At 73.4% G+C, this 22768-nt stretch carries 21 protein-coding genes; 10 read left to right on the top strand and 11 right to left on the bottom strand.

Annotation, left to right across the window (positions count from 1 at the left end):
• The first annotated feature begins 63 nt into the window (after positions 1-63).
• Complete coding sequence (locus tag AB0H81_RS33120; protein WP_358382520.1) at positions 64-435, top strand: nuclear transport factor 2 family protein; 372 nt, start codon at positions 64-66, stop codon at positions 433-435.
• Positions 436-553: 118 nt separating this feature from the next.
• Here AB0H81_RS33120 and AB0H81_RS33115 read toward each other — a convergent pair whose 3' ends face one another.
• The 5 genes from AB0H81_RS33115 to AB0H81_RS33095 form a co-directional block, all read right to left on the bottom strand.
• On the bottom strand, positions 554-1495 hold the full coding sequence (locus tag AB0H81_RS33115; RefSeq protein ID WP_175595581.1) for a sigma-70 family RNA polymerase sigma factor: 942 nt from the start codon (positions 1493-1495) through the stop codon (positions 554-556).
• A 66-nt stretch (positions 1496-1561) separates the two neighbouring features.
• On the bottom strand, positions 1562-2746 hold the full coding sequence (gene hutI / locus AB0H81_RS33110; protein WP_358382516.1) for an imidazolonepropionase: 1185 nt from the start codon (positions 2744-2746) through the stop codon (positions 1562-1564).
• A gap of 49 nt (positions 2747-2795) precedes the next feature.
• Entirely contained in the window at positions 2796-4121 is a 1326-nt protein-coding gene (locus AB0H81_RS33105) for a formimidoylglutamate deiminase (RefSeq protein WP_358382513.1), read from the bottom strand.
• On the bottom strand, positions 4112-5338 hold the full coding sequence (locus tag AB0H81_RS33100) for an allantoate amidohydrolase (RefSeq protein WP_358382510.1): 1227 nt from the start codon (positions 5336-5338) through the stop codon (positions 4112-4114). Before AB0H81_RS33100 ends, AB0H81_RS33105 begins: the two co-directional genes overlap by 10 nt.
• 45 nt (positions 5339-5383) lie before the next feature.
• Positions 5384-6070: an SDR family oxidoreductase gene (locus AB0H81_RS33095; protein WP_358382508.1), complete on the bottom strand. Its 687-nt coding sequence runs from the start codon at positions 6068-6070 to the stop codon at positions 5384-5386.
• Between the two features lie 53 nt (positions 6071-6123).
• Here AB0H81_RS33095 and AB0H81_RS33090 point away from each other — a divergent pair, with 53 nt between their 5' ends.
• From AB0H81_RS33090 to AB0H81_RS33080, 3 genes are read left to right on the top strand one after another with little or no spacing between them, the layout of a single operon-like run.
• Positions 6124-6678, top strand: a complete 555-nt coding sequence (locus AB0H81_RS33090) for a PadR family transcriptional regulator (protein ID WP_358382505.1) — start codon at positions 6124-6126, stop codon at positions 6676-6678.
• Positions 6679-6689: 11 nt separating this feature from the next.
• On the top strand, positions 6690-7646 hold the full coding sequence (locus AB0H81_RS33085; protein ID WP_358382502.1) for an ATP-binding cassette domain-containing protein: 957 nt from the start codon (positions 6690-6692) through the stop codon (positions 7644-7646).
• Positions 7643-8389 (top strand): ABC transporter permease, encoded by a 747-nt coding sequence (locus AB0H81_RS33080; protein WP_358382499.1) that lies wholly within the window; start codon positions 7643-7645, stop codon positions 8387-8389. The genes AB0H81_RS33085 and AB0H81_RS33080 overlap by 4 nt, the downstream gene beginning before the upstream one ends.
• 13 nt (positions 8390-8402) lie before the next feature.
• On the opposite strand, the gene AB0H81_RS33075 is transcribed toward AB0H81_RS33080, so the two are convergent.
• The 3 genes from AB0H81_RS33075 to AB0H81_RS33065 all read right to left on the bottom strand — a co-directional run bounded on the left by AB0H81_RS33075 (position 8403) and on the right by AB0H81_RS33065 (position 12829).
• Positions 8403-9233, bottom strand: coding sequence for a MurR/RpiR family transcriptional regulator (locus tag AB0H81_RS33075; protein WP_358382496.1), 831 nt, complete (start codon positions 9231-9233; stop codon positions 8403-8405).
• Positions 9234-9350: 117 nt separating this feature from the next.
• Positions 9351-11000, bottom strand: a complete 1650-nt coding sequence (gene hutU, locus AB0H81_RS33070) for a urocanate hydratase (RefSeq protein ID WP_358382494.1) — start codon at positions 10998-11000, stop codon at positions 9351-9353.
• A 53-nt stretch (positions 11001-11053) separates the two neighbouring features.
• The gene (locus AB0H81_RS33065) at positions 11054-12829 is read right to left on the bottom strand and encodes an ABC transporter ATP-binding protein (protein ID WP_358382491.1); all 1776 of its coding nucleotides are present in this window, start codon (positions 12827-12829) and stop codon (positions 11054-11056) included.
• A gap of 277 nt (positions 12830-13106) precedes the next feature.
• Between AB0H81_RS33065 and AB0H81_RS33060 the strand changes: the two genes are divergently transcribed.
• The 5 genes from AB0H81_RS33060 to AB0H81_RS33040 all read left to right on the top strand — a co-directional run bounded on the left by AB0H81_RS33060 (position 13107) and on the right by AB0H81_RS33040 (position 19143).
• Complete coding sequence (locus tag AB0H81_RS33060; RefSeq protein WP_358382488.1) at positions 13107-14483, top strand: DUF4331 domain-containing protein; 1377 nt, start codon at positions 13107-13109, stop codon at positions 14481-14483.
• Between the two features lie 160 nt (positions 14484-14643).
• Complete coding sequence (locus tag AB0H81_RS33055; protein ID WP_358382485.1) at positions 14644-15894, top strand: hypothetical protein; 1251 nt, start codon at positions 14644-14646, stop codon at positions 15892-15894.
• On the top strand, positions 15891-17627 hold the full coding sequence (locus AB0H81_RS33050; RefSeq protein ID WP_358382483.1) for a High-affinity nickel-transporter: 1737 nt from the start codon (positions 15891-15893) through the stop codon (positions 17625-17627). The genes AB0H81_RS33055 and AB0H81_RS33050 overlap by 4 nt, the downstream gene beginning before the upstream one ends.
• An 81-nt stretch (positions 17628-17708) precedes the next feature.
• Positions 17709-18293, top strand: coding sequence for a PadR family transcriptional regulator (locus AB0H81_RS33045; protein ID WP_358382480.1), 585 nt, complete (start codon positions 17709-17711; stop codon positions 18291-18293).
• A 70-nt stretch (positions 18294-18363) separates the two neighbouring features.
• Complete coding sequence (locus AB0H81_RS33040; protein WP_358382477.1) at positions 18364-19143, top strand: SGNH/GDSL hydrolase family protein; 780 nt, start codon at positions 18364-18366, stop codon at positions 19141-19143.
• Between the two features lie 10 nt (positions 19144-19153).
• Here the strand turns inward: AB0H81_RS33040 and AB0H81_RS33035 are convergent, their stop codons facing one another.
• The 3 genes from AB0H81_RS33035 to AB0H81_RS33025 form a co-directional block, all read right to left on the bottom strand.
• Positions 19154-19507 carry a hypothetical protein gene (locus AB0H81_RS33035; protein WP_358382475.1) on the bottom strand — a complete coding sequence of 118 codons (354 nt, stop codon included), beginning with the start codon at positions 19505-19507 and terminating at the stop codon, positions 19154-19156.
• 28 nt (positions 19508-19535) lie between these two features.
• Positions 19536-20291 (bottom strand): hypothetical protein, encoded by a 756-nt coding sequence (locus tag AB0H81_RS33030; protein WP_358382473.1) that lies wholly within the window; start codon positions 20289-20291, stop codon positions 19536-19538.
• 65 nt (positions 20292-20356) lie between these two features.
• Entirely contained in the window at positions 20357-21061 is a 705-nt protein-coding gene (locus AB0H81_RS33025; RefSeq protein WP_358382470.1) for an FCD domain-containing protein, read from the bottom strand.
• 169 nt (positions 21062-21230) lie between these two features.
• Between AB0H81_RS33025 and AB0H81_RS33020 the strand changes: the two genes are divergently transcribed.
• Positions 21231-22601, top strand: coding sequence for a glutamine synthetase family protein (locus tag AB0H81_RS33020; RefSeq protein ID WP_358382523.1), 1371 nt, complete (start codon positions 21231-21233; stop codon positions 22599-22601).
• The last annotated feature ends 167 nt before the right edge of the window (positions 22602-22768 follow it).

The following is a 22768-nucleotide window of genomic DNA, read 5'->3' as shown; positions in this document are numbered from 1 at the left end:
ACCCGGACACCGTAACACTTGACACCAATTAAACCGGTGTCATCCGAGCAGAGGAGATCCCCCATGGACGAGCTGATCGCGCTGACCGAGAAGGCGTGGGAGGCCAACCGCAACGGCGACGCCGCCTTCTACGACCGCTTCCTCACCGACGACGTGATGAGCGTGTCCCCCTGGGGCGTGGTGACCGACCGCGACGCCATCCTCAAGGGGTTCGCCGAGAACCGGAACCCGTACACCCGGACCGACCAGTCCGACCACAAGGTCATCATGCTGACCGGCGACAGCGCGGTCCACACGAGCACCGTCGAGATCGACATGCTCGTCGGCGGCACCACCGAGCGGACGATGCGCGTCTACGCGACGACCACCCTGGTGCGCCGGGACGGCGAGTGGAAGGCCGCGCACTTCCAGATCAGCCCCGCCCCCGAGCGCTGACCGGCCGCGGACCGCGTTCGGCATGCTGAAAGCGGCCTTGCAGGCGTCGAGGGCGGTGCCGGAGGACGCGTCCTCGGCCCCACTCCCTGAGAGCCGGGCCGAGAAGGCGGCGGACGGGTCAGGCGGCGGCGGTCGCCATGCGGCGCAGGCGGGCGAGCGCGTCGCGCTCGATGCGCCGGGCGCGGTCGCGGCCGATGCCGTAGCGCTCGCCCACCTCGGTCAGCGTGTGCTCGCGCCCGTCGACCAGCCCGTAGCGCCAGCGCAGCATGTCACGCGTGTCGCCCTCCAGGCCGGTCAGCCACTCGTCGAGCCGCTCGCGCTCCAGGATGTCGATGGCCTGCTGCTCCGGGTCGGCCCAGGTCTCATCGGCGATCATGTCGCCCAGCTCGGTCTCGTCCTCGTCGCCCACGCCGAGCTGGAGCGACACCGGGTCCGAGGCCCAGCGGCGCAGCTCGCGCACCCGCTCGATCGGCAGCTCGAGGATCTCCGCGAGGTCGTCGTCGGTCGGCTCGACGTCGAACTCGGCCAGCATGTCGCGCCGCACCCGCATCAGCCGGGTCATCTGCTCACCGGCGTGCGTGGGCAGCCGCACCGGCCGCGCCTGCTCGTGGATGGCCCGCCCGACCGACTGCCGGATCCACCACGTCGCGTACGTCGAGAACTTGTAGCCCCGCTTGTAGTCGAACTTCTCCACCGCCCGGACCAGCCCCAGGTTGCCCTCCTGGACCAGGTCGATCAGCGGCATGCCCCGCCCCGAGTACTTCCGCGCCACCGCGACGACCAGTCGCAGGTTGGCCTGGATGAACTCGTCCTTCGCCCGCCGGCCCGACACCGCCAGGCGCTCCAGCTCCTCGTCGGCCGCGTCCCCGATCCGCGGCTCCGAGCCCCCGCTGTCGAGCAGCTGCTCGGCGAAGAGGCCCGCCTCGATGCGCTTGGCGAGCTCGACCTCCTCCTCCGCCGTGAGCAGCGGGACCCGGCCTATCTCGGCCAGATAGGTCCCCAGCAGATCGCGCTCGGCGACGTGCTGCTCCTGCGTGCGACTCCCCGTAGGCCTTGCCATCCCCAGGCACCTCGTTCCGCAGCTGCTTGTATAACCCGGCAACGTACGGCGAGATGCAAAGATTCCCTAAAGGGGTACGACCAGCGGACGGTTCTGGACGTCCTCCTCAAGGAGGAGACCGGCCTGGAAGACCTGGTGAACGAGGGGGACGCCGGGCCGGTAGGCGAGGTGTACATACGAGGGCGCGTCGAGGACCACGAGGTCGGCCCGGGCCCCCGGACGCAGCCAGCCTACGTCCGCGCGGCGCAGCGCGCGCGCCCCGCCGTACGTGGCCGCCCGCACCGCCTCCAGCGGCGTCATCCCCATCTCCCGCACGGCCAGCGCGACGCAGAACGGCATGGACGAGGTGAACGACGAGCCGGGGTTGCAGTCGGTGGCCAGCGCGACGGTCACCCCGGCGTCGATGAGCCGCCGCGCGTCGGGGTACGGCGAGCGGGTGGAGAACTCCGCCCCGGGCAGCAGCGTCGCGACCGTGCCGGAGGAGGCGAGCGCGTCCACGTCGGCGCCGGTCAGGTGCGTGCAGTGGTCGGCCGAGGCCGCCCCCAGCTCGCAGGCGATCAGCACGCCGGGGCCGGGGCCGAGCTGGGCGGCGTGCACCCGCGCCTGGAGCCCGGCCGCCATCCCGGCCCGCAGGATCTCCCGCGTCTGGTCACCGTCGAAGGCTCCCCGCTCGCAGAAGACGTCCACCCACTTCGCGTACGGCGCGCAGGCCGCCAGCATCTCCCCCGTGACCAGCCGCACGTAGTCGTCGGCCGACGTCCCGGACGGCACCACATGCGCCCCGAGGAACGTCGTCTCGTCGGTCAAACCGGTCGCGATCTCCAGCGAGCGCCGCTCGTCCTCGACGCTCAGGCCGTAGCCGCTCTTGATCTCGACCGTGGTGGTGCCCTGCGCGAGCATCTCGGCCACCAGGGCGGCGGCGTGGGTGGCCAGCTCGGCGTCGCCGGCCCGCCGGGTGGCCTCGACCGTGGACCTGATGCCGCCCGCGGAGTACGGGCGGCCGGACATGCGGGCCTCGAACTCGGCGGTCCGGTCGCCGGCGAAGACGAGGTGCGCGTGGCTGTCGACGAAACCGGGGATGACGCACCGGCCCCCGGCGTCCACGCGCCGGTCGGCCTGGGGCGCCTCGGCGGCGGGCCCCACCCAGGCGACGCGCCCGTCCTCGGCGAGGAGCGCCGCGTCCCGGATCTCCTCGCGCTCCGGGTCGGCCGTGTAGAGCAGCCCGATCCCGTCGATCAGCGTCGCCGTCATGGTGTTCCTCCCATGGCCTTCGCGTCGGTCGTGCCGTGCTTCCCGTACGTCATCGCAGCCGCCCGATCGCCTCGGCCAGCATGGCGCCCACGTCACCCAGCACGTGCCGGCCGTCGCTCACCACGCGGCGGCCCCCCGAGATCACCGAGTGGACGTCGGCCGCCGTCGCCGCGTACACGAGCGCCTCCGCCGTCGCCCCCGCCCCCGCGGTGCGGACCGAGTCGAGGCGCACCGACACCAGGTCGGCCCACGCGCCCGGCACGAGCATGCCCGCGTCGGGGAACCCGAGCGAGGTGTGGCCCGTGGAGGTGGCGGCGGTCAGCAGCTCGGCGGCCCGCCAGTGGCCGCGCCGGTGGCTGGCCAGCCGCTCGTCCAGCTCGACCCCCCGCGCCTCCTCGAACAGGTCGATGACGGCGTGGCTGTCGGAGCCGAGCGTGACCGGGGCGCCCCGGTCGAACAGGGCGCGGGCGGGGCCGATGCCGTCGGCGAGGTCGCGCTCGGTGGTGGGGCACATGCAGACGTGGGTGCCGGACCGGCCGAGCAGCTCGAGGTCCACCTCGGTCAGGTGGGTGGCATGGACGGCGGTGGAGCGCGGGCCGAGCGCGCCGTGCTCGTTCAGGATCTGCACGGGGGTGGCGGCGTACATCTCGACGCACGCCGCGTTCTCCGCGACCTGCTCGGAGACGTGGGCGTGCAGCGGGGCGGCGTGCCGGTGGGAGAACTCGGCGACCACGGGCACGTGCTCCGGCGGCACCGCGCGCACGGAGTGGACGGCCACCCCGATCTCCACGTCGTGCCGCCCCCGGTAGGCGGCGGCCAGGGCCTCGGCCCGCGCCGCCCACCGCTCGGAGTCGCCGTCGCCGAAGCGGATCTGCGCGCCCGACAGCGGCTGGCCGAACCCGCCCGTCAGGTAGCAGGCGTCCAGCAGCGCGATCCGCAGCCCCGCCTCGCGGGCCGCCTGGATCAGCGCGTGGCCCATGACGTTGGGATCGTCGTACGGCCGCCCGTCCGGCCCGTGGTGCAGGTAGTGGAACTCCCCGACGCAGGTGATCCCGGCCAGCGCCATCTCGGCGTAGACGGCGCGGGCCAGCGCGAGGTAGGCGTCGGGGTCGAGGCGGGCCGCGACCTCGTACATCTGGTCGCGCCAGGTCCAGAAGTCGCCGAGGCCCGTCTGGGTGACGCCGCGCAGCGCCCGGTGGAAGGCGTGCGAGTGGGCGTTGGCCAGGCCCGGGACGGTGAGCCCGGCGAGCCGTTCGGCCCCTCCGGGCTCGCCGCGGGTCACCCGGGCGATCCGCTCGCCCTCGATCTCGACGAGCACGCCGCCGGTGACGCCCTCGGGCAGCCAGGCGTGCTCGCACCAGTACGTCAGCGGCACAGGTCCTCCAGGACGCTCGCGAGCGCGGCCACCCCGGCCTCGCAGTCGGCTGGGTCGGCGTGCTCGTCGGGCGAGTGGGACACGCCGGTGGGGTTGCGGACGAACAGCATCGCGGTGGGCACTCCGGCCGCCGCGAGGATCCCGGCGTCGTGCCCGGCCCCGGTCGGGAGCACCGGCACGGGCGCCGCCTCGGCCCGCGCGGGGTCGCGGGCCTCTCCGGGCGCCCCCTCCGGGCGGGCGGCGGCGCGGCCGGCGACGGCGGCGAGGCGGTCGCGGAGCCCCGCCTCGAAGTCCACGACCGGAGTCCACGACTCCTCGGCGGCCTCCACCCCGGCCCCCTCGGCGAGCTCCGCCACCAGCGCCCGCACGTCCGCCTCGTCCGCTCCGCGGGCGTCGAGCCAGGCCGACACCAGGCCGGGCACGGCGTTGGTGTTGCCCGGCGAGATCCGGGCCCGGCCCACGGTCGCGACCACGCCGTGCCGGACCGCCGCCTCGCGGGCGGCGAGCACCATGCGGGCGAACGGCAGCATCGGGTCGTCGCGGTCCTCCAGCCGGGTGGTGCCCGCGTGGTCGGCCCGGCCGCGGAAGTCGAAGCGCCAGCGGCCGTGCGGCCAGATCGCGCTCGCCACGCCGACCGGGCTGCCCGTGGCGGCCAGCCCGCGGCCCTGCTCCACGTGCAGCTCCACGAACGTGCCGACCATGGCCAGCGTCTCGTCGTCCTTGCCCAGGTCGCCCGGCCGGCGGCCGGCCCGGGTGAGGACGTCGGCGAGCGTGTCGCCGGCGTCGTCGGTCAGCCCGAGCGCCCGGTCCGGCGTGAGCGCCCCGGTCAGCAGCCGCGAACCGACGCACGGCACGCCGAACCGGGCGCCCTCCTCGTCGGTGAAGCAGGCCACGCCCAGCGCTTTGGCGGGCCGCACGCCGCGCCGCCGCAGCAGGTCGAGGGCCGCGAAGGCGGAGACCACGCCGAGCGGCCCGTCGAAGGCGCCGCCCTGCCGCACGGAGTCGAGGTGGCTGCCGGTGACGACGCCCGGCTTGCGCGACGGGTCGCCCCACCACGCCCACAGGTTGCCGTTGCGGTCCTCGCGCACGTCGAGGCCGAGCGGGCCGGCCTCGCCCCTGAACCACTCGCGCAGCTCCAGGTCGGCGGCCGACCAGGCGTCCCTGACGTAGCCGTTGGTCTTGGGGTCGTGTCCGATGCGGGCGAGGTCGTCAAGCATGGTGCCACTGTAGTGAATGAAGCCATTCAACGGGGCGTTGGGTGATCAGTTGACCGGGCCCTCGCTGGGGCGCAGCGTGATCTCGGTCAGGTGGGCGTCCGGGCCGGCGTTGACGGCGGCCAGCACGGCGCGGGCGACGGTGCCGGCGCGCAGGTAGCGGTCCGGCTCGTACGCGCCACCCTCCTGGTCGCGCACGCTGCGCTGCATGTCGGTGTCGACGCGACCCGGGTAGACGGTCGTCACCCGCAGCTCCGGCTCCTCCAGGCGCAGCGCGTCGGCGAAGGCCCGCAGGGCGAACTTGCTGGCCGCGTACGCGCCCCAGTTGGGGTTGGCGCGCTGCCCCGCGCCGGAGTTGACGCAGATCACGTGCCCGCGGGCGGCCCGCAGCGCGGGCAGGAGCAGGCGGGTCAGCTCGGCCACGGCCACGACGTTGAGCTCCATCGTGCGCCGCCAGGTGTCGGCGGACAGCTCCGCGATGTGCCCGAGCAGGGCGAGGCCGGCGCTGTGGACGAGCAGGTCGAGCCGTTCGACGCCCGCGACGTCGGCGGGGCCGACCTCGGTCAGCTCGACGGGCCATGGTCGCGCGTCGGGCAGCTCGCCGGCCAGCTTGCCGAGGGCCTCGGTGTCGCGGCCGCCGAGCAGGACATGGTGCGTGGGCGCCAGCGCCCGGGCGACGGCCTCGCCCACTCCCCGGGAGGCGCCGGTGACCAGCGCCGTCGGTCGTTCGGTCATGGGGAGCAGTTTACGACCTTGACAGGTACTCAAATTTGAACACAAAATTGAGCATGTCGACGTCGACCCGCATTCTCATCCTCGGCACGTTGCTCGACGAGCCGATGAACGGTTACCAGGTCCGCAGACGGCTGGAGGTGATGGGCGCGGACTCCTGGGCCAACGTGGCCTTCGGCTCGATCTACCACGGCCTGGCCAAGATGGCCGAGGAGGGCCTGCTGGAGATCGTGACGGAGCCGGAGAGCACCGGCGGCCGGCCCAAGGGCGCCAAGGCCGTCTACCGGATCACCGAGGCCGGCCGGACGGAGTTCCACCGGCACCTGCTCAGCTCCTGGCACGAGGTCAAGCCGATCGTCGACCCGTTCCAGGTGGCGCTGTCGTTCATGGACCGGCTCAGCAAGGAGGAGCTGCTCGACGGCCTGCACAGCAGGATCCAGCAGCTCCGGGCGAACGTCACCATGATCGAGCACATCTTCGGCGCCAAGCAGCGCTACGGCGCGCCCCGGCACGTGGACGAGAACCTCCGCCTCACCGCCGCCATGTACGCCGCCCAGCTCGCCTGGGCCGAGAAGGCGATCCCGCGGGTGGAGGCCGACGAAATACCCTGAGGGGACATCAAATGATCATTGACGCGCACGGCTTACGCAAGAGCTTCACCGCCCGGGGCCGCCGGGGCGCCCCCCAGACCGTCGAGGCCGTACGCGGCGTCGACCTCGCCGTCGAGACCGGCGAGATCTTCGGCGTCCTCGGCCCCAACGGCGCCGGCAAGACCACCACGATCAGGATGCTCGCCACACTGATCGCCCCCGACGCCGGCACCGCCACGGTCGCCGGGTTCGACCTGCTCAAGGAGCCCGGCCGGGTCCGCGGCCGGCTCGGCTACGTCAGCCAGGCCGGCGGCGTCGAGGACACCACGACGCCGCGCGCCCAGATCACGATGGCCGCGCGGATCCACGGGCTCGCGGACGCCGCCCGGGCGACGGCCGAGGTGCTGGACCGCTTCGAGCTGTCCGAGGTGGCCGACCGGCCCGCCCGCACGCTGTCCGGCGGGCAGAAGCGGCGCGTGGCCATCGCCCTCGGCCTCGTCCACAACCCACCGCTGATCTTCCTGGACGAGCCCACCACCGGGCTCGACCCGCAGAACCGGGCCAACCTCTGGGACAGCGTCCGCCGGCTGCGCGAAGGCGGCACGAGCGTCCTGCTCAGCACCCACTACCTGGACGAGGCCGACGCCCTCTGCGACCGCCTGGCCATCGTGGACCACGGCGTGATCGTCGCCCAGGGCACCCCCGCCGAGCTCAAGCGGGAGGTGTCCGGCGACGTCGTGACCCTGCGGGTGAGCGACCCCGGCCAGGCGGCCGAGACGCTCAAGCCGTACGCCCGCGAGACCCGCGTCGACGACGAGGTGCTGCGCGTGTACGTCGACGACGGCGAGCGGGCCCTGCCCGCCATGCTGCGCGACCTGGAGGAGCACGGCCTCGGCCTGACCTCGATCTCGCTCGACCGCTCCACCCTGGACGACGTCTTCCTGGCCAGGACCGGCCGTTCGCTGCGAGACACGGGAGCCGCCGCGTGATCCGCCACACCCTCCTCTTCCTGGGCTACGAGCTGCGCAACACCTTCCGCAACCCGATCTGGCCGCTGTTCGGCATCGTCCAGCCGGTCGTGTACCTGCTGCTGTTCGGCCCCCTGGTGGCCGGCTCCTCCGGGCGGTCCACCGCTGACGCGCTCACCGCCTTCGCTCCGGGCATGCTGGTGATCACCGCGCTGTTCGGCGCCATCGGCGTCGGCTACGGCATGATCTACGAGCTGCGCGGCGGCGTGCTGGAGCGCATCGCGGTCAGCCCCGCCTGGCGCCCGTCGATCGTGCTCGGCCGCACCCTGCGCGACGCGGTGGTGCTGGTGGCCCAGTCCGTCGCGGTCGTCCTCATCGCCCTGGCCATGGGCATGCGGGCCAGCCTGCCCGGTCTCGTCCTGACCGTGCTGCTCGTCGCCGTGACCGGGCTGTTCGCCTCCGGCGTCGGCTACGGTCTGGCCCTGTCGCTGCGCGACGAGAACGGCATGGCCCAGACCATGCAGTTCTTCGCCCTGCCCGTCATGCTGCTGTCGGGGGCGCTGCTGCCGATGACGCTGGCGCCCGGGTGGATGCAGAAGGTGGCGCTGTTCAACCCGATGTACCACCCGGTGGTGGCGGGGCGGGCGCTGTTCGCCGGCCACCTGGGCGACCCGTCGGTGCCGCTGGCGTTCGGCATCATGCTCGCGCTGTCGGCCCTCACGGTCACCTGGTCCGTACGCTCCCTGCGCGCGATCGCCGGCTAGCCGTTCTCACCTGTCAGGCGGGGTCGCCCTGGACGAACGTCCCGGTCTCGTCGGTCATCCGCTCGTACTCCTCCAGCCGCGCCTGGGTACGCAGCGGCGCCGCGTCGGCCATGGCCTCCACCAGGGCCATGGCCAGGGCCAGCGGCGCGGCGTGGGAGTCGAACACCAGCCGGTCGCCCACGGGCGCGTCCAGCACGATCTCGGCGGGGAAGCCCGGCTTGTCGGTGATGACCGCCGTCCGCAGGCCGAGCTTGTCCGCGTACTCCAGGGCCTGGACCGCCTCCACCGGGTAGCGGGGCAGCAGCACCGCCACCACCCACTCGGCCCCGGCCCGGCGGGCGGCGTGCAGGCCGTCGGCCAGCTCCGACCCGCCGTGCGTGAGCAGGCGCACGTCGGGGTGGATGCGGCGGGCGTAGTACGCGAAGGTGGTGGCGAGCCCCGACGAGACGCGCAGCCCGAGGACGACCAGCGGCTCGGTCGCGGCCAGCGCCTCCCCCGCCTCCTTGAGCGGCAGCGACGCCAGGCGCTCGCGCAACAGGGTGAGGTTGCGGATCTCGTTGTCGAAGGCGCCGCGCAGCAGGCTGTCCGGCGGCGCCTCGGCCGCGCCGCCCATCACCATCGGCCGCAGCGCCTGCCGCAGCTCCGGGTAGCCGGCGAAGCCCAGCACCACGGCGAACCGGGTCACCGACGGCTGGCTCACCCCGGCCCGCTCGGCCAGCTCGACGCTGGACAGGAAGATGGCCTCGTCGAGGTGCTCCGACAGGTAATGGGCGATCCTGCGCTGCACGGGCGACAGCCTCCGGCCGTTGAGCAGCGGCTCCATCGCACCGTGATATCCACCCACCACGCCACCTCTAACACCACGCGGGCCGCATTCTCATCCCGGGCACCACCGGCCACCGGGCGCGGCGGCCGTTCCCGGCTCCTCCATGAGCGCCGGAGACGACCGCCGGTGGCGCCGTCAGGACTCCCGCATCGGGACCCGCACGCCGCGCTCCTGCGCGACCTGCGCCGCCTCCTCGTAGCCCGCGTCCACGTGCCGCATCACCCCCGTGCCCGGGTCGTTGGTCAGCACGCGGTTGAGCTTCTCGCCCGCCAGGGCCGTGCCGTCGGCCACCGTGACCTGGCCCGCGTGGATCGAGCGGCCGATGCCGACCCCGCCGCCATGGTGGATCGACACCCAGGCCGCGCCCGAGGCGGTGTTGAGCATGGCGTTCAGCAGCGGCCAGTCGGCGATCGCGTCGGAGCCGTCGGCCATCGCCTCGGTCTCGCGGTACGGCGAGGCGACCGACCCGCTGTCGAGGTGGTCGCGGCCGATGACGACCGGCGCCTGGAGCTCCCCGGAGGCCACCATGTCGTTGAACCGCTCGCCCGCCAGGTGCCGCTCGCCGTACCCGAGCCAGCAGATGCGCGCGGGCAGCCCCTGGAAGTGGACCTTCTCCCCCGCCGCGCGGATCCACCGCGCCAGCGGCTCGTTGTCCGGGAACAGGTCGAGGATGGCGCGGTCGGTGGCGGCGATGTCGGCCGGGTCGCCGCTCAGCGCCGCCCACCGGAACGGACCCCTGCCCTCGCAGAACAACGGCCGGATGTAGGCCGGCACGAAGCCGGGGAAGTCGAAGGCCCGCTCGTAGCCGGCCAGTTGCGCCTCGCCCCGGATGGAGTTGCCGTAGTCGAACACCTCGGCCCCGGCGTCCTTGAAGCCGACCATGGCCTCGACGTGCCGGGCCATCGACTCGCGGGCGCGGCGGGTGAAGGCGGACGGGTCCTTGTCGCGCTCGGTCGCCATGTCCTCGAACGCGACGCCGAGCGGCAGGTACATGAGCGGGTCGTGGGCCGAGGTCTGGTCGGTGACGATGTCGATCTCGGCGCCGCGGGCCAGCAGCTCGGGCACGGCCTCGGCGGCGTTGGCGACGACGCCGATGGACAGCGGCCGGCGGGCGTCGCGCGCCTCGTATGCCAGGCGCAGCGCCTCGTCCAGCGAGGACGCCTGGACGTCGAGGTAGCGGTGCTCGATGCGGCGCGACACCGAGCGCGGGTCGCAGTCGAGGCAGATGACGACCCCGCCGTTGAGGGTGACGGCCAGCGGCTGGGCGCCGCCCATGCCGCCGAGGCCGGCCGTGAGCGTGATCGTCCCGGCCAGCGACCCGCCGAACTTCTTCTCGGCCACGGCGGCGAACGTCTCGTACGTGCCCTGCAGGATGCCCTGGGTGCCGATGTAGATCCACGAGCCCGCGGTCATCTGCCCGTACATCGTGAGCCCGGCCGCCTCCAGCCGCCGGAACTCCTCCCAGTTCGCCCAGTCGGGCACCAGGTTGGAGTTGGCGATGAGGACGCGCGGCGCCCACTCGTGGGTGCGGAACACCCCGACCGGGCGGCCGGACTGGACGAGCAGCGTCTCGTCACCCTCCAGCGTCGTCAGCGTCCTGACCAGCGCGTCGAACGACGGCCAGTCGCGCGCCGCCCGGCCCGAACCGCCGTAGACGACCAGCTGCTCGGGGTGCTCGGCCACCTCCGGGTCCAGGTTGTTCTGGAGCATCCGGAGGGCGGCCTCCTGGGGCCACCCCTTCGCGGTGAGCGTGGTGCCTCGCGGCGCGCGCACGATGCGGCTCATGCGACCTCCTGAATGAAGGCATTCATCTATGTCTCTGGAAGAGTAACAATGCCTCAGCTCACCAGGAACTGGGTGGCGGCCAGCTCCCGGTAGAGGTCGTCGTGGCCGACCAGTTCCTCGTGGGTGCCGGACGCCCGTACGCCGCCGCCCTCCATGACGACGATGCGGCCCGCGCCGGTCACGGTGGACAGCCGGTGCGCGATGACGAGCACGGTAGTCTCGACGGCGACCTCGGCGATGACCTCGCGCAGCCGCAGCTCGTTGACCGCGTCGAGCTGCGAGGTGGCCTCGTCGAGCAGCAGCAGCCGGGGCTTGCGCAGCAGTGCCCGGGCGATGGCGACCCGTTGCCGCTCGCCGCCGGACAGCAGCACGCCGCGGTGGCCGACCGGCGTCTCCAGGCCGTCGGGCAGCCGGGCGACGAGGTCGTCGAGACGGGTGCGGGCGATCGCGCTCCACAGCTCGTCCTCGGCGGCGCCGGGGGCGGCGAACAGGAGGTTCTCGCGCAGGGTTCCGGCGAGCACGGGCGCGTCCTGCTCGACGTATCCGAGGGCGCCGCGCAGCTCGGCGAGCGGCCAGTCGCGGATGTCGCGGCCGTCCACCAGGATCGTCCCGGACTGGTGGTCGTAGAAGCGTTCGAGCAGGGCGAACACCGTGGACTTGCCGGCGCCGGACGGCCCGACGAGGGCGGTCAGCCCGCCGGCCGGCACCTCGAAGGTCACCCCGTCGTGCACGGCCGGCCGGTCCTCGCCGTACCGGAACACCACGTCCTCGAACCGCACCCCGACCGGCTCGGCCCGTTCCGGAGCCGGAGAGCCCGTATCGACGCGGGCGGAGGACGCGGCGACCGGCGCGATGGACGCGGCTACCGGCTCGGCGGGTGCGGCGACGGGCTCGGCGGGCAGGTCCTCGATCTCCTTGATGCGCTTCATCGCGGCCAGGCCCTGCTGGAGCTGGACGGCCCCCTCGACGAGCTGCCCGATGGGCGCGACCAGGTAGAACAGGTACAGCAGGAACGCGATCAGCGACGAGATGGCCAGCGCCCCGGACGCGACCCGGGACCCGCCCACCGCGAGCACACTGAGGAACGCGAGCTGCACGGCCATCCACGTGGCCACACCGGCCAGCGAGGTCCACCCGGCCACCTGGAGCCCTCGGTCGCGAGCCCGCTCGGCGGCCTCGCCGACGACCGCGATCTCGCGCTCCTCCGCCCCGTTCGCCTTGACCGTCCGGTACGCCTGGAGCGCCCGGTCGAGGACGGCGCCCATGTCACCCACCGCCGACTGGGCCTCCTGCTGCGCCCGCTGGATCCTCGGCATGATCAGTGCGGTCATGCCGCCGATCACGACGACCACGAGCAGCGTGACGAGCAGCAGCACGCCGTCCATGGCCGCCATCATGACCACGGCCCCGACGAGCATGAACACCGAGCCGACGGAGTTGACGATGCCGTTGGTCAGAACGGCCCGCAGCAGGGTCGTGTCGCCGGTGACCCGGGACAACAGGTCGCCGGGCTTGAGCCGGTCCACGTCGGCCACCCTGAGGCGGAGCATCCGGTCCACCAGGCGGCGCCGCGCACCGAGCACGATGCCCTCGCCGGTGCGCTCCATGAGGTAGTTCCCCCCGGCCGAGACCACGGCCCCGACCACGACCGCCACGGTGAGCCCGGCGAGCGGGCCGGCGATCGACCCGCCGTGCCCGAAGGCGTCCACGACGTACTTGGCCAGCAACGGCATGGCGAGCCCCGCCACCGAGCCGACCAGGCCCAGTAACCCGCCGAGGACGAGGATCCTCCGGTGCGGGCGCACGTAGGAGAGCAGCTCCTTGATCACCACGCCTCCTTTCACGACACATCTCGATTAATCCTGGAACGCCCAACGAACGGGCGCGCGCGATCGACACCCGTCAACTTAGATTGACGACCAAAGTATGTCAGCTTTGGTTGACGTCTCCTCCCTCGGACTCCTCCTGGAGGAGGAGGGCGGCGCGATCTCCACGCAGAGACCTTGCGATCGGCCACATCCGAACGCGCTCCGCCGACGTATCACCCATCGAGGAACCCGGCCGGAACCTCTCGAACAGATCAGCCCTCAGAAAGAAGGACCGAACATGGAGCTCCGGATCAACCGGCGCGCACTGATCGGGCTGGGCGTCGCGGCGGCGCTGACCGCCTCCTCGTTCGCGCTGCTCCGGACGGACGCGGGAACCGCCTCCTCGCACCGCGAGGCCCCGATGATCGCGGGCGACCCGCGCAACGACAACACCGACGTGTACGCGTTCGTCAGCCCGGACCGGGCCGACACGGTGACGCTCCTGGCCAACTGGATCCCGTTCCAGGAGCCCAACGGCGGGCCGAACTTCTACCCGTTCGACACCAGGTCGCGCTACAACATCAAGATCGACAACGACGGCGACGCCCGGCCCGACATCACCTACCAGTGGACGTTCCGCGACGAGGACCGCCGCGGCACCAGCACGTTCCTGTACAACAACGGCCCCGTCACCTCGCTCGACGACGAGAACCTGCTCTTCCGCCAGCGCTACACCCTCAAGCGGATCACCCGCCACGGCGTCAGGACCCTCGTCTCCAACGGCGTCGTCGCGCCCAGCAACGTCGGCCCGGCCTCCATGCCCGACTACGCCACGCTCCGCGATCAGGCGGTCCACGGCCTGTCCGGCGGCGGCAAGGCGTTCGCCGGCCAGGCCGACGAGGCGTTCTTCCTCGACCTGCGGGTCTTCGACCTGCTGTACGGCGGCAACCTGTCCCAGGTCGGCCAGGACACCACCAAGGGCTACAACGTCAACTCCCTGGCCGTGCAGGTGCCCGCCGCGGACCTGGCGCTCAGGGGCGACGTCCGGCGCAACCCGGTGATCGGCGTCTGGTCGACCACCGACAAGTGGGGCCCCCGCGGCTACACCCAGGTCTCGCGGCTCGGCAACCCGCTGGTCAACGAGGTCGTGGTGCCCGCGGGCCTGAAGGACGCCTTCAACGCGCTGCCCCCGGCCAAGGACGCCGACGTGGCGGCCCTGGTCAAGCGGGTCACCGACCCTGAGGTGCCGAAGCTGCTGGAGTCCATCTACGGCATCAAGGCCCCCGCCACGCCCCGCGCCGACCTGGTGGAGATCTTCCTGACCGGCATCGCCAAGGGCAACGGGCCCATCGCCGCCGACCTCAACTCGCAGACCCTCAACAAGGACGCCGGCCGGTTGCGCCCGGCCGAGATGCTGCGGCTCAACATGGCGGTCCCGCCGGCCAAGGACCCGAACCGGCTCGGCGTGCTCGCGGGCGACCTCCAGGGCTTCCCGAACGGGCGCCGGCTCGGCGACGACGTGGTCGACATCGAGCTGCAGGCCCTGGCCGGGGCCGCCACGTCGGGCAAGCTCGTCGCGGCGCTGACCGACAAGGTGGACCGCAACGACAAGCCGATCCTGCGCTCGTTCCCGTACATCCCGCTGCCGAGCGGCGTCGCCGTCAACCAGCGCTGAGCAGCCTCCCCCTTCCGGCCCCCCCTCGCGACGGCGGCCCGGTTCCCTCTCCTGGCCGGGCGCCCTCTCCTGGCCGGGCGCCCTCCCCGGCGGACCCGCCCACCCCGCGGTCCGCCGCCCCACCTCCACGGCTCAGGCCCACGACCCATCCGGAGCACCGATGCGATCGCTCGTCCTCGCCAGCGGCGCGGTCCTGGCCGGCGCGCTGGTCTTCACCGCCGTCGCGATGTCCGCCCCGCCCGCGCGGCCGGCCGCGCCGCGGCCTCAGGCGGCGCCGTTCGCCGAGACGCTGCAGGCCCGGCTCAAGCGCCTGCCCGGCGACCACCGCGGCTGGGCCCGGCTCGGCCTCCAGTACGTCGACCAGGCCAGGGTCACCGGCGACCCGTCGTACTACGTCAAGGCCGAGGGCGCCCTCGCCACCGCCGCCAGGCTCTCCCCCGACGACGACGCGGTGCTCACCGGGCGGGCCGCGCTGGCCGCCGGCCGCCACGCGTTCTCCGACGCGGTACGGCTCGCCGAGCGCGCCACCGCCGCCAACCCGTACGGCGCGGCGGCTTATGGAGTGCTGGCCGACGCCCGCACCCAGCTCGGCGACCTGCCCGGCGCCCGGCGGGCCGTGGACCGGATGATGAGCCTGCGGCCCGGCGTCGCCTCCTTCGCCCGGGCGTCGTACGCGGCCGAGCTGCGCGGCGACCAGAAGGGCGCGCGGGAGTTCCTCCAGTACGCCCTGGACGACGCCTACACGCCGGCCGACGTCGCCTACGTCCGCTACTACCTGGGCGAGCTGGCCCTGCACTCCGGCGACCTGCGGGAGGCGGGCGACCAGTACGGCCGGGCGCTCGCGGCCGACCCCGCGTACACGCCGGCGATGGCCGGGCAGGCGCGGGTCGCGGCGCTCGGCGGGCGGTTGACGGAGGCGCTCACCCTGTACGACCGGGTGGTCCAGCGGCTGCCGCTGCCGCAGTACCTCATCGAACAGGGCGAGACCGCCGCCAAGGCCGGCCGGCCCGCCGACTGGACCCTGCTGCGGGCGCAGCGCGGGCTGCTGGAGTCGGCCGGGGTGCGCGACGACCTGACGTGGGCCGAGTTCGAGGCCGACCACGGCGATCCGCGTCAGGCGGTGCGGCACGCCCGGGCCGAGTACGCCCGCAACCCCAACCTGGTGGCGGCGGACGCGCTTGCCTGGGCGCTGTTCAAGGCGGGCGACGCGAAGGCGGCCCTGCCGTACGCGGTCAAGGCCACCTCGACGGGCTGGCGCAACCCGCTCCTGCGCTACCACCGCGCCCGCGTCGAGCAGGCCCTCGGGGGCGGGCGCGCGAACACCGCTGACACGGACGCGGACACAGCGGGGGACACGGGGGCCCGGCCCGGCTTCGACCCGTCCCTGCCCGCCCTGGCGAGGTTCTCATGATCACCCTGCACACCACCGCCCGGCCGGTCGCGGCCACGCCCCGCCCCGACGCCTACCGCCATAACCCGGCCCCGAGCGTCTCCTGCATGGCACCGCCCCCCGCCCTTCCCGGCGCCTCCCGCCAGACCCCGAACCAGAGCGTCTCCCGCCACGACCCGACCCCCGCCCTTCCCGGCGCCTCCCGCCAGAGCGTGACCCCGGTCCCTCCGAGCGCCTTCCGTGTCGCCCGGGCGGTCGCGCTCGTCCTGGTGGGCGTCGTCCTGGGCGCGCTGTTCGGGCCGGTCCTCCTGGCCCGGCCCGCCCGGGCGGCGGCCGCGCCGGCGCACCCGATGGGCAACTTCACCGTGAACCACTACAACGGCCTGCGCCTCCAGCCCGGCCGGGTGCGGAACCTGGCCGTGGTGGACGCCGCCGAGCTGCCCACCCTCCAGGCTCAGCCGCAGGTCGACGCCTCGTACGCGGACCGGCGGTGCGCCGTCCTGGCCGCCGCGCAGCGGCTGACCGTGGGCGGCGCGGCAGTGTCGTGGCGGGTGGAGCGGGCCGGTTTCGCCTACCGGCCGGGGCAGGGCGGGCTGCGCACCAGCCGCCTCACCTGCGAGCTGACGGCCCCGGCCGCCTTCGGGACGTCACCGGGCGGGCGGGGCACGGTGGTGACGTTCACGGACGCGTTCGAGCAGGAGCGGATCGGCTGGCGGGAGATCACCGCGGTGGGCGACGGGGTCCGGCTGGCCGCGTCGTCGGTGCCCGCGGTCAGCGTGAGCGACGAGCTGCGCGCGTACCCGGAGGACCTGCTGACCGACCCCCTCGGCCGGCGCACGGCGACGGTGACGGTCACCGGCGGCGGCCCGCCGGCGGGCGCCGGGAGCGGCGCGGACGCGCCCCGGGCGTCGCCGATGGGCGGGATCGCGATCGGCGGGCCCGTCGGGGACGCGCTGGCGGCACTGGACAGGACGTTCACAGGGCTCGTCGGGGCGGACCGGCTGACGGCGCCGCTCGGGCTGCTGGCGCTGGGCCTGGCCGTGGTGCTGGGCGCGGGTCACGCGCTGATCCCCGGTCACGGCAAGACCATCATGGCGGCGTACCTGGCGGGGCGCCGGGGGCGGCCCCGGGACGCGCTGGTGGTGGGCGCCACGGTGACGGCCACCCACACGGCCGGGGTGCTGGTGGTGGGGCTGCTGCTGAGCGCGTTCACGGCTCTGGCGGGCGAGTCGGTGCTGGCGTGGCTCGGGGTGGCGAGCGGCGTGCTGATCGCCGTCATCGGCACCCGCCTGCTGCTCGCGTACCGCCGCGACCGCCACACCGGCCACGCCCACACCCACGGACACGACCAGGACCACGACCACGGACACAGCCATGAGCATGGACACGGGCATGGACACGGGCACGGGCACGGGCATGCGGGTGACGGGTTCGGGCGGGGCGGGTTGCTCGGGATGGGGATCGCGGGCGGTCTCGTGCCGAGCCCGTCGGCGCTGATCGTGCTGCTCGGCGCGATCGGCCTGGGCCGCACCTGGTTCGGCGTCGCGCTGGTCACGGCGTACGGGCTGGGCATGGCGGCCACTCTCACCGCCACCGGGCTGCTGCTGGTCAAGCTCGTCGGCCGGCTGGAGCGGCGAGCCTCGGCCGGGCGGCGGCTCGCCGCCCGCCTGTCGGGTCTGGCCCCGGCCGGGACGGCGGTCATGGTCGTGCTGCTGGGCGCCGGTCTGGCGCTGCGCTCCGTCACCGCCCTCTGACCCCCGGGCTGGCGAGCCGGCGCCGGTATCCCTATAGTCATGTTCATGAGTAGTCATGGACATGACTGTGGCGGGTAGCCGGTGGCTCTGAGGCACGCGGTTCTGGCGGCGCTGCTCGACGGCGAGCACAGCGGATACCAGCTCGCCAAGATCTTCGACGTGGGCGTGGCCAACTTCTGGTACGCCGCCCCCCAGCAGCTCTACGGCGAGCTGGCCCGGCTGGAGGCCGACGGCCTGGTCAGCGGCCGGGAGGTCGTGCAGCGGGGCCGGCCCAACAAACGGGTCTTCACGGTCACCGACGCCGGGATCGCCGAGCTGGCCGCCTTCGCCGCCGCACCCGGCAAGCCGCTGCTGCTCCGCTCCGACCTGGCGGTCATGGTCCACGCCGTGGACAGGATCGACCCGGCCCCGGTGATCGCGCAGCTCCTCGAACGGGCCGAGGAGGCCGCGGCCAAGCTGGAGCTGTTCGAGCGGATGCTGCGCCATCTGCGGGGCGACCTGGCCGAGGAGGAGTTCCTGCGCCGGGGAGACCGCGTCGGCCCGTACCTGTCGTGCCTGGGCGGGTGCCGGCTGGAGCGGGAGATGCGCGCCTGGTGCCTGGCCACGGCCCGCGTCCTCACCGAACGCGCCTCCGCCCCGTCCGGCGCGGACACCGTACGCCGCTGACACCGTACGCCGACGACGCCCCGTCCGGCGATGACCGCCCCCGACGAACCGTGAGTGAGAGGACCCCCCGATGAGCCACGCGCGTTACGTCGCCCTCGGCGACAGCCAGACCGAGGGCCTGGGCGACGGCGACGAGGCCGGCGGCCTGCGCGGCTGGGCCGACCGGTTCGCCGAGCAGCTCGCCGAGCGCGAGCCCGGCCTGCTGTACGCGAACCTGGCCGTGCGCGGCCGGCTGGCCGCCCAGGTGCGCGACGAGCAGCTCGCCCCCGCCCTGGCGCTCCGGCCCGACCTCGCGACCGTCATGGCGGGCATGAACGACCTGATCCGCCCCCGCTTCGACGCCACCGCCGTGGCGGGCGCGCTGGAGGACATGTTCGCGGCGCTGACCGGCGCGGGCGCGACCGTCCTCACCGTCACCTTCCCGGACTTCGGCCGGCTCGTGCCCCTGGCCCGCCCGCTGCTGCCCCGGGTGGTCGACCTCAACACCCGCATCCTGGCCGCCGCCAAGCGGCACGGTGTCCTGGTGGTGGACTCGTTCCCGCACGCGGCCATCACCGACGCGCGGCTGTGGAGCCTCGACCGGCTGCACGCCGCCCCGCTCGGCCACGCCCGCATCGCCGCGGCCATGGCGCACGCGCTGGGGCTGCCCGGCAGCGACGACTCGTGGACGCTTCCCCTGCCCGCGCTCCCCCGGCCCGCGCCGTGGCGGGTGGCGCAGGCGGAGCTGCGCTGGGTCGCGGGGTTCGCCGCTCCGTGGATCCGCCGCCGCCTGCGCGGCCATTCCTCCGGGGACGGCCGCACGGCCAAGCGACCCACGCTCCTGCCCGTCACCCTGCCCGTCGCCGACTGACGACCGGACGTCAGTCGATCTCGGGCACGTCCGGGTCGTCCACGTCGGTGTCGCCCTCGTCGGCCCGGCGCAGCTTGACGTCCTCCACCCACGCCAGCGCGAACTCCCGGACCCCGGCGACCTCGTCCGGCGCCACCCCGGCGGCCTCGAAGTCCTCGTCCGGGATCAGCTCGGCGAACTCCAGCCGCATCACCAGCTCCGGCAGCGAGAACGCGGCGACATGCGGCCTGCCCAGCGCCTCCAGCTCCCGGAACGAGCGTCCCCCGGCCGCCGCCGCGACGCCCGCGAGGTCGCCGGCCAGGCCGCGCTCGTGCAGGTCGCGCACCATGAGGCCAACCTCCTCGTCCACGACCTCGTCCTCCACCACATCTCCTCTCTCCGGCAACGTGGGGTCAGGGGAGCCGGCGCCCGCGCCGCGTGGACGGCAGGTCGTGCCGGCCCGACACGAACTCCTGGAAGGCGATCTTGGCGGTGATCACCGGCCGGCGCCACCGCTCCTCCCGATGAATCGCCTTGGCCATCTTGCGCGGCGAGCGCCCGACGAAGAACCAGTGCGCCCACGGCGACCCGGGCCGCGCCAGCCGGAAGGCCCCGACCACCAGCAGCACGGGCACGAACAGGCCCACCAGCCCGGTCCAGATCTTGCCCTTGAGCAGCGTGACGACGGCCAGCGCCAGGTTGGCCACGATGAGCACGGCCGGGTTGACGGGCGTGCCGTAGTCCCAGGTCAGCGGGCGCAGCCCGATGAGCAGCAGCCCCGCGACGGCGACCGCGACGAACACCGCGTCGACCGAGGTGCGCCCCTCCTCCTCCCAGTACACGTCGTGCAGGTGCAGGATGAGCGCGAACTCGTCGAGCACGAGCGCCGAGCCGATCCCGAAGATCGAGGCCGCGGCGGCGTAGCTGACCTGCGACGCCGAGGAGACGATCAGCCCGGTGACGCCGCCCACGAGCATGAGCACCACACCGAAGACGACGTGGTGGATGTGCATCTCCCCGACGTTGACGTCGCGGAACCAGCCGACCTTCGCCCTGATCAGCCGGACGTTGATGCGGGTGGCGACGAACGAGACGATGAGCGCGACGAAATAGCAGAACAGCGGCAGCCGTCCCGTCGCGATGATGTTCTGCTGGAACCAGTTCCCCATGACGTCTTCGATGCTACGAGTCCGGCGTACCCGACGGATCCGTACCGAAAAGTGGCGAAACGATCTCAGGACAGGAATGCGCGAAGCAGCGCGGCGGTGCCCTCCAGATGCTCGGCGACGGCGCGGCGCGCCGCCTCGGGGTCGCCGGTCAGGATGGCGGCGACGATCGCCTGGTGCTGGCTCGCGGCGTGCTCCAGGTTGACCTGGAGCATGGGGATGGCGTTGAGCAGGTCGCTGACCCGCAGGCGGGCGTCGGCGCAGGCGGCGGCGAGCAGCGCCGAGCCGGTGAGCTCGGCGATCGACAGGTGGAAGGCGGTGTCGAGGCGCCGGTAGTCCTCGACGCGGGCCTCGTCGAGGTCGGCCAGGCGGCGGCGCAGCACCGCCCGCTGCTCGTCGGTCAGCTCGCTCGCGGCCAGCACGGCGGCGGCGCCGCACTCCACCGCCATCCGGAACGTCAGGGCGTCGTTCAGGTCGGCGGTGCCCATGTCGGCCACGACGCGCCGCAGGTCGCCCGTGCCGGGCCGGGGCGGGACGTAGGTGACGAACGCGCCGCCGTAGCGGCCCCGCCGCACGTCGAGGTAGCCGGCCTCCTGCAGGGCCCTGATGGCCTCGCGCAGGGTCACCCTGCTGATGCCGAGCTGGACGGCGAGCTCGCGCTCGGCCGGGAGCTTCTCCCCGGGCGCCACCACGCCGAGCTTGATCGCCTGAAGGAGCCGTTCCACGGTCTCCTCGAAGGCGTTGCCCGCCCGCACCGGGCGGAGCACCGTCATCAAACGCGCAGCGTCATCCAATGTGTCCTCGGGCGTGTCGCCGGCCCGGTCATCGGGCACCGTCTCCTCGGGTCTTGACAATCCATCCCACCATGGACCTCAATGGTCTAACACTAGCCCAATCAACGGGAAAGCGCGTCATCCGGATGGGAGCGGGCACGTGAGCGAGGTGAACACGCCAGGCAGGCCGGGCCTTCTCGGAGTGGACGAGCTGCGCGACGAGGTGGCGGCCGGGCGGATCGACACCGTGCTGCTCGCCATCGCCGACATGCAGGGCCGCCTGCAGGGCAAGCGGCTGTCCGCGCGGTACTTCCTGGAGGAGGTCCTGCAGCACGGCTCCGAGGGGTGCAACTACCTGCTGGCCGTGGACGTGGACATGAACACGGTCTCCGGGTACACCATGTCGTCCTGGGAACGGGGTTACGGCGACTTCGTCATGCGCCCCGACCTGTCCACGCTGCGCCGCGTCCCGTGGCAGGAGGGCACGGCCATGCTCATGGCCGACCTGGCGTGGGAGGACGGCACGGACGTGGCCGCCTCGCCCCGCCAGATCCTGCGCCGCCAGCTCGCCCGCCTGGCCGAGCACGGCCTGGCCGCGTACGTCGGCACCGAGCTGGAGTTCGTGGTCTACGACGACAGCTACGAGGACGCCTGGCGGCGGGGCTACCGCGACCTGAACCCCGCCAACCTCTACAACGTCGACTACTCCCTGCTCGGCACCGCCCGCGTGGAGCCCCTGCTGCGCCGGATCCGGCGCGGGATGGAGGGCGCCGGCCTGTACGTCGAGTCCGCCAAGGGCGAGTGCAACCTCGGCCAGCACGAGATCGCCTTCCGCTACGACGAGGCGCTGCGCACCTGCGACAACCACGCGATCTACAAGAACGGCGCCAAGGAGATCGCCGCCCAGGAGGGCCGCTCGATCACCTTCATGGCCAAGCCGAACCAGCGCGAGGGCAACTCCTGCCACATCCACATCTCCGTGCGGAGCCTCGACGGCGAGCCGGTCATGGCGGGCGGCGGGGCGCACGGGCTGTCGGAGCTGGGCGCGCGCTTCATCGCCGGGCAGCTCGCCTGCCTGCGGGAGCTCACGCTGCTGTTCGCGCCGAACATCAACTCGTACAAGAGGTACGTGCCGGGCAGCTTCGCGCCGACCGCGGTCAAGTGGGGCGTGGACAACCGGACCTGCGCGCTGCGCCTGGTGGGCCACGGCCAGTCGCTGCGCGTGGAGAACCGGGTGCCGGGCGGCGACGTGAACCCGTACCTCGCCGTGTCGGCGCTGATAGCGGCGGGACTGCACGGCATCGAGAACGAGCTGCCACTGGAGGAGCCGTTCGCGGGCAACGCCTACTCCTCCGGCGGCGAGACCGTGCCGCACACGCTGCGCGACGCGCTGACCCTGTTCGAGACCTCCAAGCTGGCCCGGGAGGCGTTCGGCGAGGACGTGGCCGAGCACTACGCCAACTGCGCCAGAGTGGAGCTGACCGCCTTCGAGGCGGCGGTGACGGACTGGGAGCTGTACCGCGGCTTCGAACGGATGTGAACGGACTGTGACGGGCAAGGCATGAAGATCATCAATCCGGCGACCGAAGAGGTCGTCGCGGACGTCGAGCCGGCCGACGCGGCCGAGGAGAACGTGGCGCCGATGATCAGGGTGCTGGTGAGGAACGCCGACAGCAGGCGTCCGCCGCGGAACACCGCGAACTGGCC

The sequence above is a fragment of the Nonomuraea sp. NPDC050691 genome (assembly GCF_040654455.1).
In the GTDB taxonomy this organism is placed as follows: Bacteria; Actinomycetota; Actinomycetes; order Streptosporangiales; family Streptosporangiaceae; genus Nonomuraea.
This window is presented reverse-complemented; position numbering and strand designations above follow the sequence as displayed.

Coding starts and splice junctions, on each gene's coding strand:
- AB0H81_RS33050 (WP_358382483.1), top strand. CDS start 15,891: ATGATCACCCTGCACACCACCGCCCGGCCGGTCGCGGCCACGCCCCGC.
- AB0H81_RS33025 (WP_358382470.1), bottom strand. CDS start 21,061: ATGACGGTGCTCCGCCCGGTGCGGGCGGGCAACGCCTTCGAGGAGACC.
- hutI (WP_358382516.1), bottom strand. CDS start 2,746: ATGACGGCGACGCTGATCGACGGGATCGGGCTGCTCTACACGGCCGAC.
- AB0H81_RS33055 (WP_358382485.1), top strand. CDS start 14,644: ATGCGATCGCTCGTCCTCGCCAGCGGCGCGGTCCTGGCCGGCGCGCTG.
- AB0H81_RS33060 (WP_358382488.1), top strand. CDS start 13,107: ATGGAGCTCCGGATCAACCGGCGCGCACTGATCGGGCTGGGCGTCGCG.
- AB0H81_RS33120 (WP_358382520.1), top strand. CDS start 64: ATGGACGAGCTGATCGCGCTGACCGAGAAGGCGTGGGAGGCCAACCGC.
- AB0H81_RS33100 (WP_358382510.1), bottom strand. CDS start 5,338: ATGCTTGACGACCTCGCCCGCATCGGACACGACCCCAAGACCAACGGC.
- AB0H81_RS33095 (WP_358382508.1), bottom strand. CDS start 6,070: ATGACCGAACGACCGACGGCGCTGGTCACCGGCGCCTCCCGGGGAGTG.
- AB0H81_RS33030 (WP_358382473.1), bottom strand. CDS start 20,291: ATGGGGAACTGGTTCCAGCAGAACATCATCGCGACGGGACGGCTGCCG.
- AB0H81_RS33090 (WP_358382505.1), top strand. CDS start 6,124: ATGTCGACGTCGACCCGCATTCTCATCCTCGGCACGTTGCTCGACGAG.
- AB0H81_RS33115 (WP_175595581.1), bottom strand. CDS start 1,495: ATGGCAAGGCCTACGGGGAGTCGCACGCAGGAGCAGCACGTCGCCGAG.
- hutU (WP_358382494.1), bottom strand. CDS start 11,000: ATGAGCCGCATCGTGCGCGCGCCGCGAGGCACCACGCTCACCGCGAAG.
- AB0H81_RS33085 (WP_358382502.1), top strand. CDS start 6,690: ATGATCATTGACGCGCACGGCTTACGCAAGAGCTTCACCGCCCGGGGC.
- AB0H81_RS33040 (WP_358382477.1), top strand. CDS start 18,364: ATGAGCCACGCGCGTTACGTCGCCCTCGGCGACAGCCAGACCGAGGGC.